15 protein-coding genes are annotated in these 16,980 nt (G+C 29.6%); 12 read left to right on the top strand and 3 right to left on the bottom strand.

All coding sequences use genetic code 11. From position 1 onward, the window contains the following. Positions 1-16 precede the first annotated feature (16 nt). From BW723_RS00870 to BW723_RS00840, 7 genes are all read left to right on the top strand, one after another. A complete protein-coding gene (locus BW723_RS00870) occupies positions 17-769 on the top strand; it encodes a Crp/Fnr family transcriptional regulator (protein ID WP_226789229.1) in 753 nt (250 codons plus the stop codon). A gap of 298 nt (positions 770-1,067) precedes the next feature. Beyond that, the gene (locus BW723_RS00865; protein ID WP_068363873.1) at positions 1,068-2,453 is read left to right on the top strand and encodes a CmpA/NrtA family ABC transporter substrate-binding protein; all 1,386 of its coding nucleotides are present in this window, start codon (positions 1,068-1,070) and stop codon (positions 2,451-2,453) included. 122 nt (positions 2,454-2,575) lie between these two features. Beyond that, positions 2,576-3,682 (top strand): ABC transporter permease, encoded by a 1,107-nt coding sequence (locus BW723_RS00860; RefSeq protein ID WP_068363876.1) that lies wholly within the window; start codon positions 2,576-2,578, stop codon positions 3,680-3,682. Positions 3,683-3,798: 116 nt separating this feature from the next. After that, positions 3,799-4,647: an ABC transporter ATP-binding protein gene (locus BW723_RS00855; protein WP_068363881.1), complete on the top strand. Its 849-nt coding sequence runs from the start codon at positions 3,799-3,801 to the stop codon at positions 4,645-4,647. A gap of 8 nt (positions 4,648-4,655) precedes the next feature. Next, positions 4,656-5,486 carry an ABC transporter ATP-binding protein gene (locus tag BW723_RS00850; protein ID WP_068363884.1) on the top strand — a complete coding sequence of 277 codons (831 nt, stop codon included), beginning with the start codon at positions 4,656-4,658 and terminating at the stop codon, positions 5,484-5,486. A gap of 53 nt (positions 5,487-5,539) precedes the next feature. Beyond that, positions 5,540-6,811 carry an alginate export family protein gene (locus BW723_RS00845; protein ID WP_068363887.1) on the top strand — a complete coding sequence of 424 codons (1,272 nt, stop codon included), beginning with the start codon at positions 5,540-5,542 and terminating at the stop codon, positions 6,809-6,811. 261 nt (positions 6,812-7,072) lie between these two features. Continuing rightward, entirely contained in the window at positions 7,073-8,701 is a 1,629-nt protein-coding gene (locus tag BW723_RS00840) for a sodium/sugar symporter (protein WP_068363890.1), read from the top strand. A 60-nt stretch (positions 8,702-8,761) separates the two neighbouring features. On the opposite strand, the gene BW723_RS00835 is transcribed toward BW723_RS00840, so the two are convergent. Together BW723_RS00835 and BW723_RS00830 are read right to left on the bottom strand one after the other, a co-directional pair. Continuing rightward, complete coding sequence (locus BW723_RS00835; RefSeq protein ID WP_068363893.1) at positions 8,762-9,205, bottom strand: acyl-CoA thioesterase; 444 nt, start codon at positions 9,203-9,205, stop codon at positions 8,762-8,764. Positions 9,206-9,273: 68 nt separating this feature from the next. After that, positions 9,274-11,412: a carboxy terminal-processing peptidase gene (locus tag BW723_RS00830; protein WP_068363896.1), complete on the bottom strand. Its 2,139-nt coding sequence runs from the start codon at positions 11,410-11,412 to the stop codon at positions 9,274-9,276. A 329-nt stretch (positions 11,413-11,741) separates the two neighbouring features. Here BW723_RS00830 and surE point away from each other — a divergent pair, with 329 nt between their 5' ends. Genes surE through BW723_RS00805 form a run of 5 tightly spaced genes read left to right on the top strand, consistent with a single transcriptional unit; the run spans position 11,742 to position 16,442 of the window. Further along, positions 11,742-12,512, top strand: a complete 771-nt coding sequence (gene surE / locus BW723_RS00825; protein ID WP_068363899.1) for a 5'/3'-nucleotidase SurE — start codon at positions 11,742-11,744, stop codon at positions 12,510-12,512. Beyond that, complete coding sequence (locus BW723_RS00820) at positions 12,500-12,787, top strand: hypothetical protein (protein WP_068363902.1); 288 nt, start codon at positions 12,500-12,502, stop codon at positions 12,785-12,787. The genes surE and BW723_RS00820 overlap by 13 nt, the downstream gene beginning before the upstream one ends. Next, complete coding sequence (gene lpxB, locus BW723_RS00815) at positions 12,787-13,899, top strand: lipid-A-disaccharide synthase (RefSeq protein WP_068363905.1); 1,113 nt, start codon at positions 12,787-12,789, stop codon at positions 13,897-13,899. Before BW723_RS00820 ends, lpxB begins: the two co-directional genes overlap by 1 nt. Before the next feature lie 4 nt (positions 13,900-13,903). Continuing rightward, entirely contained in the window at positions 13,904-14,380 is a 477-nt protein-coding gene (locus BW723_RS00810; protein WP_068363908.1) for a C40 family peptidase, read from the top strand. 43 nt (positions 14,381-14,423) lie between these two features. Further along, positions 14,424-16,442, top strand: a complete 2,019-nt coding sequence (locus BW723_RS00805) for a ComEC/Rec2 family competence protein (RefSeq protein WP_068363911.1) — start codon at positions 14,424-14,426, stop codon at positions 16,440-16,442. Here the strand turns inward: BW723_RS00805 and BW723_RS00800 are convergent. After that, the gene (locus tag BW723_RS00800; protein ID WP_068363914.1) at positions 16,439-16,963 is read right to left on the bottom strand and encodes a thioredoxin family protein; all 525 of its coding nucleotides are present in this window, start codon (positions 16,961-16,963) and stop codon (positions 16,439-16,441) included. The genes BW723_RS00805 and BW723_RS00800 overlap by 4 nt on opposite strands. Between the last annotated feature and the right edge of the window lie 17 nt (positions 16,964-16,980).

The raw sequence follows: 16,980 nt of genomic DNA, 5'->3' as shown, positions 1-16,980 counted from the left end.
AGAAATTAGAAATACTTTGACATTAAATCAAAACATAGCGTTAAAAAGCACAAGAAAAGTAATAAATGATTTTTCTTGTATGTCTTGTGCTAATGCCAATTGTTTGATTAAGAAAAATATAGATAACTTAATTAATCCTTCTTTTGTTGATAATAAAAAATCGCTCAGATGTAAAAAAGGGCAACAATTTATTATTGAAGGTGCTCCTGTAAATGGCTTATTTTTTATTTTAAAAGGTACTGTAAAAGTATTTAGAACAGGTATTAATGGTCGTGAGCAAATTGTTCGTTTTGCAAAAGAAGGCGAAATAATAGGTCACAGAGGTTTTGGTACTGAAGAATATTATTCTATTGGTGCAATTGCTTTGCAAGACACTATTTTGTGTTATTTTTCTAAAGCAGATTTGCAAGAAGCTTTATTAAAAAACCCTAAGTTCGCTTATGATATGATGTTGTTTTACGCTAACGAACTCAATAGAAGTGAATCTAAAGTAAAGTCCATTTCTCAAATGACGGTTCGTGAACGTGTTATAGATACTTTATTGTACATCAACAGAAAATTTGGCGATTTAAGAGGTTTTTTAAACTTACCATTAAGTAGAAAAGAATATGCAGATTATGCAGGTACAACAGAAGAGCAGGTAATTAGGGTTTTTTCTTTATTAAAAAAAGAAGGTTTAATTATTGGTAAAGGCAAAAAAATTGGTATTACAAATCTTCAAGCACTTAAAAACGAAATCAGCGAGCATAATTACTATTTAGATTCATAATATTAGTTTCCCTTTTTTTATTTGAACCATAAAGTCTTTCTTTTTTTAATTGAAAGACTTTTTTACGTAGTTGTTTTTTATGAAAAATAAGTATATCTAATTTTTTACTTAGTATTTGTGTTCTAGTTAAAACAATGATTGATAGTATTTTATTTTAAAAGTATGTTTTTTGATAGGTTTTAATATGTTTTAAAAAGAGCTTTTTGTATGTGTAATACCATAAGTTTAAATAATAACTAGGTATATATTTGTTAAAAAAATAAGTATTAATACGTAGATTAATAAAACTTACAAAACAATGAAAGCTCTATTCAAAAAAACAATTTACATTTTACCAATAGCAATGTTATTATTTGCTTGTGGTGGAAAAGGAACAAAGAAAGAAACAACAACAGAAGTTGTAACAACATCAAAAACGAAACAATTAGATATAGAAAAACCACAATTAACTTTTGGTTTTATCAAATTAACAGATATGGCACCTTTAGCAATTGCTAAAGAAAAAGGGTTTTTCGAAGACGAAGGTTTATTTGTTTCTGTAGAAGCACAATCAAACTGGAAAAATGTTTTAGATAGAGTTATAGATGGTCAATTAGATGGTTCTCATATGTTAGCAGGTCAGCCAATTGCTGCTGGTGCAGGTTTTGGTCGTCAAGCAAAATTAGTAACTCCTTTTTCTATGGATTTAAACGGAAATGGAATTACAGTTTCTAACGATGTTTGGTCTAAAATGAAACCAAATGTACCAACTGATGGAGATGGAAAACCAATTCATCCTATAAAAGCAGACGCTTTAAAACCAGTAATTACAGAATATAAAAATTCTGGTAAAGCCTTTAAAATGGGAATGGTTTTTCCGGTTTCTACTCACAATTACGAAATTAGATATTGGTTAGCAGCAGCAGGGATTCACCCAGGTATGTACACCAAAGAAAATGTACAAGGTCAAATTGATGCTGAGGTTTTATTATCTGTAACTCCACCACCACAAATGCCAGCAACTTTAGAAGCAGGTACTATTTTTGGGTATTGTGTTGGTGAACCTTGGAATCAACAAGCTGTTTTTAAAGGAATTGGAGTGCCTGTAGTTACAAACTACGACATCTGGAAAAACAATCCTGAAAAAGTATTTGTAATGACAGAGAAGTTTATCGAAGAAAACCCAAATACAGCGGTTGCAGTTACAAAAGCATTAATTAGAGCAGGTAAATGGTTAGACAAACCAGAAAACAGAAAAGAAGCTGTGCAAATTTTGTCTATGAGTCAGTATGTTGGAGCTCCAGTAGAGGTTTTAGCAAACTCAATGACAGGTACTTTCGAATTTGAAAAAGGTGATAAAAGAGAAATGGAAGATTTTAATGTTTTCTATAAATACAATGCAACTTATCCTTTCTATTCTGATGGAATCTGGTTCTTAACTCAAATGAGAAGATGGGGACAAATACCAGAAGCTAAAACTGCAGATTGGTATTCATCAACAATCAAAGATATATATAGACCAGATATTTGGAAAAAAGCAGCAGCACTTTTAGTAGAAGAAGGTAATATTCCTGCAACAGATATTCCTGCAACAGATGGTTACAAACCAGCAACAGCAGATTTTATTGATGGTACTACTTACGATGCAAAAGATCCTATAGGATATATCAACAGTTTTTTGATAGGTAATAAAGACAAAAAGTAAAATAACATCTCGATACGATTCTGATGAAAAATCAGAATCACTCGATGTGACAATTTTTGGTGTCAGTTCGAGTGATTTCGAAGAATGAGAAATTGTATCGAGAACTTATAAATCTAAATATTATGAAAGCAAGTTTAACATTAGGAAAAGTATCTAATTTTATAGGACTAGGTTTTTTTACAACATTAAAAGATCTATTTACTGGAAAGCTAGAGAAAGAAGACTTTAAAAATTTACTACGCAAGTTTATTGTTCCACTTGCTTCCATTTTATTGTTCTTTCTTTTATGGCATTTAGGCGCAAAATCTTTATATAATATAGAGGCAGAATATAAAATTGAAAAAGCTTTACAAGATCAAGGTCAAGTTGCAGCAGATGCTTTAACAGCTTGTATTGCTTCTGGCGAATCTAGTTGTCAGCCAAATACATTGCCATCTCCAAGTCAGGTTTGGGATTCTTTTCAATCTTTATTAAGAGATCACAATATAATTAGTGCAGACAAAGCTGCATTTGCAGAAAAAACAGCGACTTTAAATGCTAAAAGAATTGCAGATGGTAAAGATGCTATTGTTTATACTGGTAGACCCTCTTTTGTAGATCAAATCTTTAGAAGTTTACAAACGGTATTTGCAGGCTTTTTATTGGCATTATTTATTGCGGTTCCTCTTGGTATTTTTATCGGATTAAGTCCAACTTTAAAAAGTGCTTTCAATTGGTTTATACAAATATTTAAACCAGTATCTCCTGTAGTTTGGTATTTATTGGTTTTTATGATTGTAAAAACATTATTAATAGGCTCTGCAGATGATAGTTCATTTACCATTTCATTTATAAGTGTGGGTTTATGTTCTATGTGGGCAACATTGGTAAATACAGCAATGGGAGTTTCTTCTGTAGATAAAGATTACATAAACGTGGCAAAAGTTTTAAAATTAGGAACTTTTCAAAAGATATTTAAAGTAGTATTACCATCATCTTTACCATTAATATTTACAGGTTTAAAAATTACATTATCAGTAGCTTGGATGGTTTTAATTGCCATTGAACTTTTGGCTCAAAGTCCTGGTTTAGGATTGTTTGTTTGGGAGGAATTCCAGAATGGAGCTAACGATTCTAATGCAAAAATTATTGTAGCAATGTTTGTGATTGGTATTATTGGTTTCTTATTAGATCGATTAATGTTAACCATACAGAACTGGGTGTCTTTTGATAAAACGGATGCAATATAAATAAGAGTTGATACCTGTGTTAGGGATTGAAACGGCATCCTTTTTTATTTTTTTTAATAAAAAAGATATAGTGGAAAGCCCGACCTTTTTAGGTAACGCCCAAATAAAATAAAAAGATGGCATATTTAGAGTTAAATAATATTTGCAAAACCTATGGTCAAGGAGATAATGAGACAGAAGTATTGTCTAACATCAACTTAAAAATAGAAGAAGGAGAATTTGTTGCTATAGTTGGTTTTACTGGTAGTGGAAAAACAACTTTAGTAAACTTAATAAACGGATTAATAAAACCAACAAGTGGAGAGGTTTTATTTAAAGGAGAACCTGTTTCTGGTACAAGTCATGAACGTGGTGTAATTTTTCAAAACTATTCATTATTACCTTGGTTAACTGTAGAACAAAATGTTTTGATGGCAGTAAAAGAAGCTTTCCCTAAAAGAGAAAAAGCGGTCTGGAAACGTAAAGCTGCACACTACATAGATATGGTTAGTTTAACACCTGCTATTAATAAACTTCCAAAAGAATTATCTGGAGGAATGCGTCAAAGAGTTGCTGTTGCTAGAGCTTTATCTATGAAACCAGATATGATTATTATGGATGAACCTCTTGGAGCTTTAGATGCTTTAACTCGTGGTAATTTACAAGATCAAATCTTAAATATTTGGGGAAAAGATAAAAGAACAGCTTTATTAATTACCAATGATGTTGATGAGGGCATTTATATGGCAGATAGAATTATTCCTTTAAGACCTGGGCCAAATGCAACTTTAGGACCTGAATTTAAAATCGATTTAGAGAGACCTAGAGATAAAACAGAAATGAATGATAGCGAAAGTTTTAAGAAAACTAGAAACGCAATTATTGAATATTTGATGGATATAGGAAACGAACGTAAATCTGAAGCGAAAGAAGAATTTATATTACCAGATGTAGCACCAAAAGATTTTGTTAATCAATTTAGATAGGAAAAATTATGAGCATAATTACTGAAAATACCATCACAAAAAATGTTTTAGAAAACGGAAAATTTCCATCTAATGATGTAATGTTAGATCTCAATGATTTAAAGAAAGTTTACCCAACTCCAAAAGGAGATTATGTAGTATTAGAAAATTTAAACTTGCAAATTCGAAAAGAAGAATTTGTAACTATCATTGGGCATTCTGGTTGTGGAAAAACAACAATGCTTTCTATGATTGCAGGTTTAAACCCAATTTCTGGAGGTAACATTGCGGTACTTGGTAAACATATTAAAGGTCCAGGTCCAGATAGAGGTGTAATTTTTCAATCGCCAAGTTTAATGCCATGGATGACTTCCTTACAAAATGTATTACTTGGGGTAAATCAAGTTTTTCCTCACGCAACAAAAAAACAAAGAAATGATATTGCTAAATATTATTTGCAAAAAGTAGGTTTAGAAGATGCATTTCATAAAAAAGCAAGTGAATTATCGCAAGGAATGCAACAAAGAGTTGGTATTGCAAGAGCATTTGCTATAAAACCGAAAGTATTATTGCTAGATGAACCTTTTGGTATGCTAGATTCTTTAACAAGAGGAGAGTTGCAAGACATCTTAATCGAAATTTGGAACAAAGAAAAAATTACAGCTGTTATGATTACTCATGATGTTGATGAAGCAATCTTTTTAGCAGATAGAGTTGTAATGATGACAAGTGGCCCAAGAGCAAAAATTGGAGATATTTTAGATATCGATTTTAAAAGACCAAGAACAAGAAAATCAGTTTTAGAACACCAAGATTATTACAAATACAGGAAGCATTTAATAGACTTTCTAGAACACTAAACAACAAACAAACAAACAAACAAACAAATAAATTAAATTTTAAAACAAACACAATGAAAAAACAATACATAATTTTAGCCTTATTGTTAGTGAGTTTTCAATTCGTAAATGCACAATTTACATTAGATGGTGAATTTCGACCACGTACAGAATACAGAAACGGATTTGGTAGTTTAATTTCAGATGCAGCAGATGCGGGTTTTGGAATTTCGACCAGAGCAAGATTAAATGCAGGTTTTAAAACTGATGCTTACAATGTTTTTATCAGCTTACAAGATGTTATGGTTTGGGGAGAAAATAGACAGATTTTACCTTATGATGCTAATAATTCATTTGCAGTCTTTCAAGCTTGGGCTTCTCTTAAATTAGGAGAAAATACTACAACAAAAATTGGTCGTCAAGTACTTTCTTACGATGATCAAAGAATTTTAGGCGGTTTAGATTGGGCACAACAAGGTAGAAATCATGATGCTGCTTTAATTAAATATAAAAAGGATAAATTTATGTTAGATTTTGCGTTTGCTTTTAATCAAGACTACTCTAATCCAACAGGTTTTATTTCATCAGGAACTGCTTATAATACAACAGGTTTTTTCTCATACAAAACAATGCAAATGTTATATATGAAACAAAGTTGGACAAAATTTACTGGTAGTTTGTTACTTTTAAATAATGGTTTTCAAGAGTTTGATGCAGCAAGTGCAGCAGATGGTGTAAGTAATTTACAAACTATTGGTACGCATTTAAATTACAAATCTGGTAGTTTTGGTTTAGCTGCTAATGCTTTTTTACAAACAGGTAAAAGACAAGGAGCTTTAGATGTAAAAGGAGCTTATTTATTTAGTTTAGATGCATCACTTAAAGCATCAGATAAAGTTACATTAGGAGCAGGTTTCGAGTCTATAAGTGGTAATGATGGTGCAGCAGGTGAAACAGGAGCATTCTTTCCTTTATATGGTACAAATCATAAATTTAATGGTTTTATGGATTATTTTTATGTGGGGAATCATGCAAACTCAATTGGTTTGGTAGATTTTCATGTAAGTGCTAATTTTAATTTAGGTAAAGGTTCTAGCTTGTTAGTAAAAGCATTAAATTTTAGTGGAGAACAAGCTTTAGCAAGTGGAGAAAAATCTTTAGGGACAGAATTAGATATAGTGTATAAAAAGAAGTTTAAAGGTTATGCATTAGTAGCAGGATATTCTCAAATGTTTGCTTCTGATGGTATGTATGAATTAAAAGGAATTACAGAAGCTACAGCTGCAGGTACTCAAAATTGGGCTTGGGTAATGTTAGTAATTAAACCTAAGTTTTTAGGTAAATAAATAAACTTTTTATTATTTGAATTTGATAATTAGCGAAAGGCTGTTCTACATAGAACAGCCTTTTTTCTTATAAAAAACTTGATTCTGCTTTAAAAAGTGAATTATTGAAATCTAATTGTATTATCAAAAAAAAAACTCAATTAATTGTATAATTTAAGCCATTTGTTGTGTTGGTTTTTGCATTAGTTATTACTATATCTTTGGTTTATATAGTATATTTGAGATTCAAAAATTAACTAAACAAATAATAAAAAAACAATTATGACAGCAGGATTTGATATGTGGGACTATGTAGTTTTCGTAGCTTACGCCATTTTAATTTTAGGTGTAGGTTTATGGGTTTCGCGTGATAAAAAAGGGCATCAAAAAAACGCAGAAGATTATTTCTTAGCAAGTAAATCTTTACCTTGGTGGGCCATTGGTACTTCACTAATTGCAGCAAATATTTCAGCAGAACAATTTATTGGTATGTCTGGTTCAGGTTTTGCATTGGGTATTGCAATTGCTTCTTACGAATGGATGGCAGCCTTAACATTAATTATTGTAGGTAAATATTTTTTACCAATTTTTATTGAAAAAGGTTTATATACCATTCCTGAATTTGTTGAAAAACGTTTCTCTACAAACTTGAAAACCATTTTAGCGCTTTTTTGGCTGGCTTTATACATTTTTGTAAATCTAGCTTCTGTTCTTTATTTAGGAGGTTTAGCAATAGAAACCATTATGGGTGTAGATATGATGTATGCTATAATTGGTTTGGCATTATTTGCTGCTGCCTATTCTTTATATGGTGGATTATCTGCTGTTGCTTGGACAGATGTAATACAAGTAGTTTTCTTAGTTTTAGGAGGATTAATTACAACCTATTTAGCCTTAAATACAGTTTCTGGAGGAGAAGGAATGTTAGCTGGTTTCTCTAAAGTTTGGGAAGCAGCACCAGAAAAGTTTCATATGATTTTAGAAGAAAGTAATGAAAACTATGTAAACTTACCAGGAATCTGGGTTTTAGTTGGTGGTTTATGGGTGGCAAACTTATATTACTGGGGTTTTAATCAATATATTATACAAAGAACTTTAGCAGCAAAATCTTTAAAAGAATCTCAAAAAGGTATTTTATTAGCTGCATTTTTAAAATTAATTATTCCTTTAATTGTTGTTGTACCAGGTATAGCTGCCTATGTTATGGTAAATGACCCAGCAATTATGGCAAATTTAGGTGAAGTTGGTATGTTAAATACACCTTCTCCTGAACAAGCAGACAAAGCTTATCCTTGGTTATTACAATTTTTACCAACAGGATTGAAAGGTGTTGCTTTTGCTGCACTAGCTGCTGCTGTTGTTTCTTCTTTAGCATCTATGTTAAATTCAACATCAACCATTTTTACGATGGATATTTATAAGCAATACATTAACAAAAATGCAAATGATAAACAAACTGTAAATGTGGGGAGAATTTCTGCTGCAGCTTCTTTATTAATCGCTGTAATTGTTGCTCCATTATTAGGTGGTATAGACCAAGCTTTTCAATTTATACAAGAGTGGACAGGTATTGTTAGTCCTGGTATTTTAGCTGTTTTTATGTTAGGTTTATTTTGGAAAAAAACAACCAACAATGCAGCAATTTGGGGAGCTATATTATCAATTCCTATTGCATTAGCTTTAAAATTCTTACCAATTGTGGCTTTGGAGCCTTGGATGCATCAAATGGGAATTGCAACTTTATTATCTATGGCAGTGACAATGGTATTAAGTTATTTACAGAATAAAGGCGCAGATGATGAAAAAGGTATAGAAATTTCTAAAGAATTATTTAAAACATCTCCATTATTCAATTTAGGTTCAATGGTTGTTTGTCTTTTATTAGCAGTATTGTATGCTTTATTCTGGTAGAATATTAATTGACTGAATAAAAAAAACGTCTAAAGAAATTTAGACGTTTTTTTTTTGTAATTATTTTTTTAAGATTATTTCTTCAAAGTCATCAGTTTTATCTGCTACTAAAAATAAATGTTGCGCTTCTTTTGGAGGTACAGTTAATTTACGAGTTTTTAAATCTAACCAAGCACCATAAACTTTTATTATTGCTGATAATTTTCCTGCTTGGTTAAAGATTTCGTGTGTTATCTTCCAGCGTTCGTTGTCTTTAGAAAGACCAGATACTTTAAAGTTTGCAGAAATATTTTCTCCAATATAAATTTCTTTTCTAAAAGAGGTTTCTTCAGTAAAAAGAATTGGGCCAATATTGTGTTTGCTAAAATCTTCTAGTGTAAAGTTTTGGCCTGCAAAAAAACGAACTCTTACTTCTGCTGCATAATCATTATATGCTGTATGACGCATATGTCTGTTTGGGTCAAAATCTGACCATTTTGTTGTAAAGTCTACTTTAAATTCCATATTTCAAAAATAAAAAACCTGATATGTTATAGAAACATATCAGGCTTAAAAATTAATTTTAATAATTGTTAATGTTTAACAATATCTGTTTTTTTATTAAGTTTTAATTCGCTTAAAACATTTAGAGCTTCAGATACATACATATCTTTCGATAAGTTTTTGTGCCAAGCTAATCTTTTGTCCTTTAAATCTTCATTTTCTTTAAATAAAGATTGCTCATATTGTGGTGAAGTAAATGTTAAATTCGATTTGTAATCAAAAACAGATTTGAATTTTTCAGCTTCTTTTTCTCTAATTTCACTCTCTTTAAAAAACGTTTTATAATTTAAAGAATACGAAGTATCATCTTGATTTTTCTTAAGCCATTTAGCATATTCGTTTACCAACTTAAAGTTATCGCTATTTGCAATTCTTTGTTTGCTGTTGTAAACAACATCATTAAAATTAGCATAAGAATTAGTTTGAGTATAGTTAGCTTGTGGTACTTTATCCCAATCTAAAGCATCTTCTAAATCACGCTCACCATATTTCATATAACTCAATCTACTTGGCATTGCAATATCAGAATAAACACCTTCTTTTTGTGTAGAACCACCATTAACTCTGTAGAATTTTTGAATAGTCATTTTTAAATAACCTAAATCACCTTCATATTTTTGATAAAATTGATTGATAGGCAATACATTCTGCACAGTTCCTTTACCATAAGTTTGATTACCACCTAAAATAACACCTCTTTTATAATCTTGCATTGCAGCTGCAAAAATTTCTGATGCTGATGCAGAAAATTCATTTACCAAAACGACTACAGCTCCATCCCATTGCATTTTAGGATCTATATCATTTTTAATAATTGGGCTTTCGCCTCTGTATTTTACTTGAACAACAGGGCCTTTATCAATAAATAAACCAGATATTTCTATCGCTGTTTTTAAAGAACCACCACCATTATTTCTTAAATCTATAATTAAACCATTTACACCTTCTGCTTTTAATCTTTCAATTTCCTTTTCCATATCTTTTGCAGAATCTCTGTAATTGTTATCAGAAAAGTCGATGTAAAAACTAGGTAAATCTATAATTGCATATTTTTTTCCGTTCTTTTCTACTATGCTCGATTTTACAAAAGTTTCATCAAGTTGTACAACATCTCTAATAATAGAAATTACTTTTGTAGAACCATCTAACTTTTTCTTAACCGTTAATTGTACTTCAGTTCCTTTTTTTCCTTTGATAAATTTAATAGCATCATCTAAACGCATACCAACAATATCTAAAGGTTCTTCATCACCTTGTGCAACTTTTAAAATAATATCACCAGGTTCTAATTCGCCTTGTTTAGAAGCAGGGCCACCAGCGACCAATTCAAAAACGTGTGTGTAAATTCCTTTTTTTTGTAAACGTGCTCCAATACCTTCTAATTTACCAGAAATGGTTTGGTCAAAACGTTCTTTTATAGAAGGATCCATATAGGTTGTATGCGGATCAAAAGCCCCTACAACAGAATTTAAGAAGGTAGAAAACCAATCATCGTGTTCTAATTCTTCAATTCTTATGTACAATTCATCCATATTTTCTAGAACTTTTGCTCTAGCTTCTTTTTCTAATGTTGCAAACGATTTTACTTTGAAATTTTTATCCTTTTTAAGTTTACTTTCTTGTAAATCAGTTTGTTCTTCGATTCTGCTTAAAGTTTGCAGTTTTAATTGTTTTCTCCAATAATCGATTAATTCATTGTCATTTTTAGCAAAAGGAACTTTCTCATAATCTAAATCAATAACTTCATTTTTATTAAAATTAAAAGGCTGTGCCAATAAATCGCCATAATAAGATTTTGCATTTTTAATTTTACTTAAAAAACGCCCGTAAACTAATTTGTAAAAAGTTAAATCGTCTTGTAAAAGTTGATTATCAATTTGATATTTATATTTCGAAAATTCTTTAATATCTTTTTGAGTAAAATATCTTTTGTTGCTGTCTAAACCATCAATAAAAGAATTAAAAACGTGTTCAGAAAAATCATCGTTCATATCTTTTACCACAAAATGACCTCTTGTTAAGATATTTTTTAAAACATAAATTAAAACTTTATCTTTTTCGGGATCAAGGTTTGATGTTTCAATTTTTTCTGATGCATTTACTGCTATGCTATTTATCAACAAAACAATTGCCAATAAAGTAGTACTAAACTTAAATTTCGTCTTCATAAATCTACTGTCGTTATTTTAATTAAAAATTACTAATCTCACTTGCTAATCTACTAAAATAGTGCCAAATTTTTTAGGAATCAACTCTTTTTATAATTACCTCTAAAATTTAAGAGATAATTAGGTTTTTACTTTTTTAAAATTGAGAGTATCAAACCAATTTATTTTAAAATTTAGAAAAGTCTTTCTTTAATTAGTAACTCGTTTGACTAACAATATTACTCAAAATAATAGGTATTCGTTCTTTATAAAATGTTAAAAAGAAAATCGATTAAAATAAATTACATTTGTTTAAAAGACTTAAATTTAAAATCTAAAAATTATTCTTTATGAATGAAAGACCGTTGATTTTAGTAACAAATGATGATGGAATTACAGCTCCTGGTATAAGAGCGCTTATTAAAATAATGAACAAAATTGGTGAAGTAGTTGTTGTTGCTCCAGATAGCCCACAAAGTGGAATGGGACACGCAATTACTGTTGATAATGTATTGACATGTAATCCTATAACAATTGATGATGGCCCTCAATTAGAATATACGTGTTCTGGTACACCTGCAGATTGTGTAAAAATGGCAATTAGCGAAATTCTAAATAAAAAGCCAGATTTATGTGTTTCTGGTATTAATCACGGACCAAATTCATCGATTAATGTTATTTATTCTGGTACAATGAGTGCTGCAATAGAAGCTGGTATAGAAGGGATTCCTGCAATAGGTTTTTCGTTATTAGATTTTAAATGGCATGCAGATTTTAAATCTTGCGAAAATTTTGTAAAAAACATTACTCTAAATACCTTGTTAAATGGTTTGCCAGAAGGTATTGTTTTAAACGTAAATATTCCTGACTTAAAGGAAGAAGAAATAAAAGGAACAAAAATCTGCAGACAAGCAATGGGTGTTTGGAAAGAAGATTTTGATAAAAGAAAAAGTCCGTTTGGTAAAGAATATTACTGGCTTTCTGGTGAGTTTGTAAACAGAGACAAAGGTCAGGATACAGATATTTATGCCTTAGAAAACGGTTATATTTCTATAGTACCTGTTCAGTTCGATTTAACTGCACATCATATGATTCAAAAACTAAATTCTTGGGAACTGTAAAAAAAGACATATTAATAGGAGTTTTAGTTTCTGTATTTGCAACGCTTGCAGGCTGTTTTTTGTATATAGAATATTTTTCTAATGTTGGTTTTAGTGAAACTTTAAAATTGATAGAAGATGGAGCTTTGTATGGTAAAATTCTATCTATAGCAGCAATTCCTAATTTATTTGTGTTCTTAATTTTTATCAAAAAGAAACAAGACAACAGAGCAAAAGGTGTGTTAATGACAACCATTTTTATTGCTTTAACCACCTTAATTTTAAAGTTTATCTGATGAAATATTACATTATAGCAGGTGAAGCCTCAGGAGATTTACATGGTTCTAATTTAATGAAAGCCTTGTATAAAGAAGATGCAGATGCAGATATTAAATTTTGGGGAGGAGATTTAATGAAATCAGTTGGTGGTACTTTAGTAAGCCATTATAAAGAAAGAGCTTTTATGGGTTTTTTCGAAGTGCTTAAAAACTTAAACAAGATTCTTGTATATCTTAAGTTTTGTAAAAGTGATATTGATTTGTTTCAACCAGATGTAATTATTTTTATCGATAATTCTGGTTTTAATTTGCGTATTGCAAAATGGGCAAAACAACAAGGCTATAAAACTAATTATTATATTTCTCCACAAGTTTGGGCAAGTAGAGCTACAAGAGTTAAAGCAATTAAAAACGATGTAGATAAAATGTTTGTAATTCTCCCTTTTGAAAAAGAGTTTTACAAAAAGTTCGATTATAAAGTAGATTTTGTTGGGCATCCTTTAATTGATGCCATTGCAGATAGAGAACAAACAGCTGTAGAAGAATTTAGAGAAGAGCATAATTTAGGAGATAAACCAATAATTACTTTATTACCAGGAAGTAGAAAACAAGAAATAACCAAAATGCTTTCTGTAATGTTGTCTTTGGTAGATGATTATCCTTATTATAAATTTGTAATTGGTGGTGCACCAAGTCAAGATTTTTCTTTTTATCAAAGAATAATTGGAACAAAAAATGTAAGTTTTATCAACAATAAAACCTACGATTTATTATCGGTATCAACAGCAGCTATTGTAGCTTCTGGTACAGCAACTTTAGAAACCGCTTTGTTTAAAGTGCCGCAAGTAGTTTGTTATAAAGGTAGTTTTATTTCGTACCAAATAGCAAGAAGAATTATAACCTTAAAATATATTTCTTTAGTTAATTTAATTATGGATAAAGAGGTTGTTACTGAATTAATTCAGAACAATTTTACAAAAACAAAACTTAAAAAAGAATTGTCTAAAATACTTGATCAAGAACACCGAGAAAAATTATTTTTAGACTATTTTGAATTAGAGAAAAAGTTAGGTGGTAAAGGAGCATCAACAAAAACAGCAAAACTTATTATAGAAAATTTAAAGCCTTAAGCGTATGAAGAAAAAACTACTTTTTATAATGTTAACCTTTGTTTTAAGTTCTTGTTTTTCTTCTGCGAGTGCTGTAAATTACACAAAAAATAAAATATCAAAAGCAGATATAGTTGTTGCAAATGCACTAAAATATAAAGGTGTAAAATACAAATACGGAGGCACAACAAGAAAAGGGATGGATTGTTCTGGAGTCGTGTTTGTTTCTTTTGGCGAAGAAAATATTGCATTACCTAGATCTTCTAGATACATGGCAAAAGAGGGTAAAAAAATTGCTTTAGCTAAAGTGAAAAAAGGCGATTTATTATTCTTTAAAATAAGCCGAAGGTCAAATCAAATTAATCACGTTGGTTTGGTAACTGAGATTAAAAACGGACAAATATTTTTTATTCATGCTACAACTTCTAGAGGTGTAATTGTCTCTTCGATGTCAGAAAAATATTGGAAGAATACGTTTGTGAAAGCTTCTAATGTATTGTAAATAAGTGGTTTGATTTTTTTTTTTAGTATCTTTATCATGCTATATGAAAAAGATACTAGGTTATTTACCTCTACATTTTGTTATTTCTATAATTCTAGGAATAGTTTTACAATTTTATATCAAAATTTGCCATTTTAGTTTTACTAAAATAGGGGTATTACTTTCTGTTCTTTTAGGTTTTATATTATTGCTCAACAATAGAATTATAAGAACTGTTTTAGCGTTTGTTTTTTTCTTTTTTTTAGGGATTTTTTCTGTTTTTGTAAACAACGATTTGAATTATGAGAACTATTATCAAAAACAATTAACTAGTACTTCTACTGCTATTTTAAAGATTGATAAAGTTCTAAAATCAAGTTTATATCACCATAAATTTGAAGCAGAAGTTTTGCAAATAGATAGCCTAAAAACTAGGGGTAGAGTATTATTAAACTTATCAAAAGATAGTGTTGCTAAACCTTTTAAAGTTGATGAACTCCTTTATGTAAAATCACCTTTTAAAGCAATTAATAAACCTTTAAATCCACATCAATTTGATTATCGGTTTTACTTAGCTAAACAGGGTATTCATCAACAACTATTTATTAGCAAAAATAATTTTATAAGACTAGGTTTTAAACCCTTTTCATTGGTAGGTTTATCTGCAAAATTTAGAACTAAAATACAAGAATCGCTACAAAAATATCAATTTAAAAACGATGAATTAGCAGTAATAAACGCTTTGTTATTAGGGCAAAGGCAAGAAATATCTAAAGAACTTTTGGCAAACTATTCTAAAGCAGGAGCCATACATATTTTAGCTGTATCTGGTTTGCACGTTGGTATTATTTTATTGATTTTAACTTGGTTGTTAAAACCTTTAGAACGATTAAAAAAAGGAAAATTCATAAAAATAATCTGTATTGTTTTATTTCTTTGGATGTTTGCTTTTATAGCAGGTTTATCTGCATCTGTAACAAGAGCTGTAACTATGTTTACTTTTTTGGCGATTGGTATGTCTTTTAATCAGAAAAATGTTTCTGTGTTTTCGTTAATATCGTCTATGTTTTTATTATTGATTTTTAAACCTATGTTTTTATTTGATGTAGGTTTTCAAATGAGTTATTTAGCGGTTTTCGGTATTATTTTAATTCAACCGAAATTGTATATAATTTACAAGCCAAGATTTATAGTTGATGAAAAAATTTGGCAATTAGCATCAGTTTCAATTGCTGCTCAAATAGGAGTTTTGCCTTTAAGTTTATTCTATTTTCATCAGTTTCCGGGTTTGTTTATGCTTTCTAATTTAATAATCATTCCGTTTTTAGGTGCTATTTTAGTTGCAGGGATTTTAGTAATATTCTTAGCTTTAATAGGAGTTTTACCACAGTTTTTGGCAAATTGCTATGGTTATGTTATTTCTGTAATGAACAGTTTTGTAAGTTGGATTTCTCATCAAGAACAATTTTTATTTAAAGAGATTTCGCTATCATTTTTTATGATGTTAGCAACTTACACAGCAACGTTTATTGGAGTTCTTTTTTTAATGAAAAAATCACCCAAAAGATTGATATATTTTCTTAGTTCAATTTTAGTTATTCAGAGTGTTTTTTTGGTTCATAAACATCAAAAGAAAACAAAAGAAGAATTTATTGTTTTTCATAAAAGTAGAAATTCAATTCTTGGCAATAGAGTAGGAGAACAAGTTGAAATTCATCACGATTTAGATAGTATCAATATCCAAAATTTAGGTTTGTTAAGTTCTTATAGAATTGGAGAAAATATACATCAGACTTTAAATAATGATGTTTCAAATATTTATCAATTTAAAAATGAAATTATTTTGGTGGTAGATAGTTTAGGAATTTATCAGTTAAATGATTTAAAAAATCCGATTGTTTTGTTGCAACAATCACCTAAAATCAACTTAGAAAGATTGATAATGCAATTAAAACCTAAACAAATTATTGCAGATGGTTCTAACTATAAAAGTTATGTAAAAAGATGGCAGCAAACAGCCGAGAATAAAAAAACTCCTTTTCATGACACTGCAAAAAAAGGAGCTTATATTTTAAGTAATTAAGGTTTTATATTGCTTTTAAAATCTTTTTCAAAATTAACCCATTCTTGATCTTTGTATGCTTTTGTATTAAAAAAAGCGAGTATTTTTTCAAAGCGTTCTGCTGATAAATAACCAGGAACCTTTTGAAGCATTTCTTCTTTATCAGACATAAAAACGGTTGAAGGATATGATAATTGTCCTTCTAGCAAAGCAGCAGATAATTCGTGATATTCAGATCTACCTTCCTTTTTATATTTAAAAGTATAGCCTTTGTATTCAATATCTTCTTTGCCTTCACCATCTAATTTTATGGCATAAAAGTTTTTATTTATATAATCGATAATTACTTTATTGGCATAGGTTTCTTTATCCATTTTTTTACAATAACCACACCAATCTGTATACACATCAATTAAAATTGGTTTCGGGTTTTCTTTGTTTAAAGCGATTGCTTTTTCGAAAGAAAGCCATTTAATTTCATCTTGAGCGTTAGTTGAAAAACTAGCGAATATTATAAGTAATAATAAAAATGTTTTTTTCATATTGAAACATTTACAAA

This window comes from Polaribacter reichenbachii (assembly GCF_001975665.1).
Taxonomy (GTDB): Bacteria; Bacteroidota; Bacteroidia; order Flavobacteriales; family Flavobacteriaceae; genus Polaribacter; species Polaribacter reichenbachii.
Note: the sequence above shows the minus strand (reverse complement) of the source record. Positions and strands in the feature narration are given on the sequence as shown.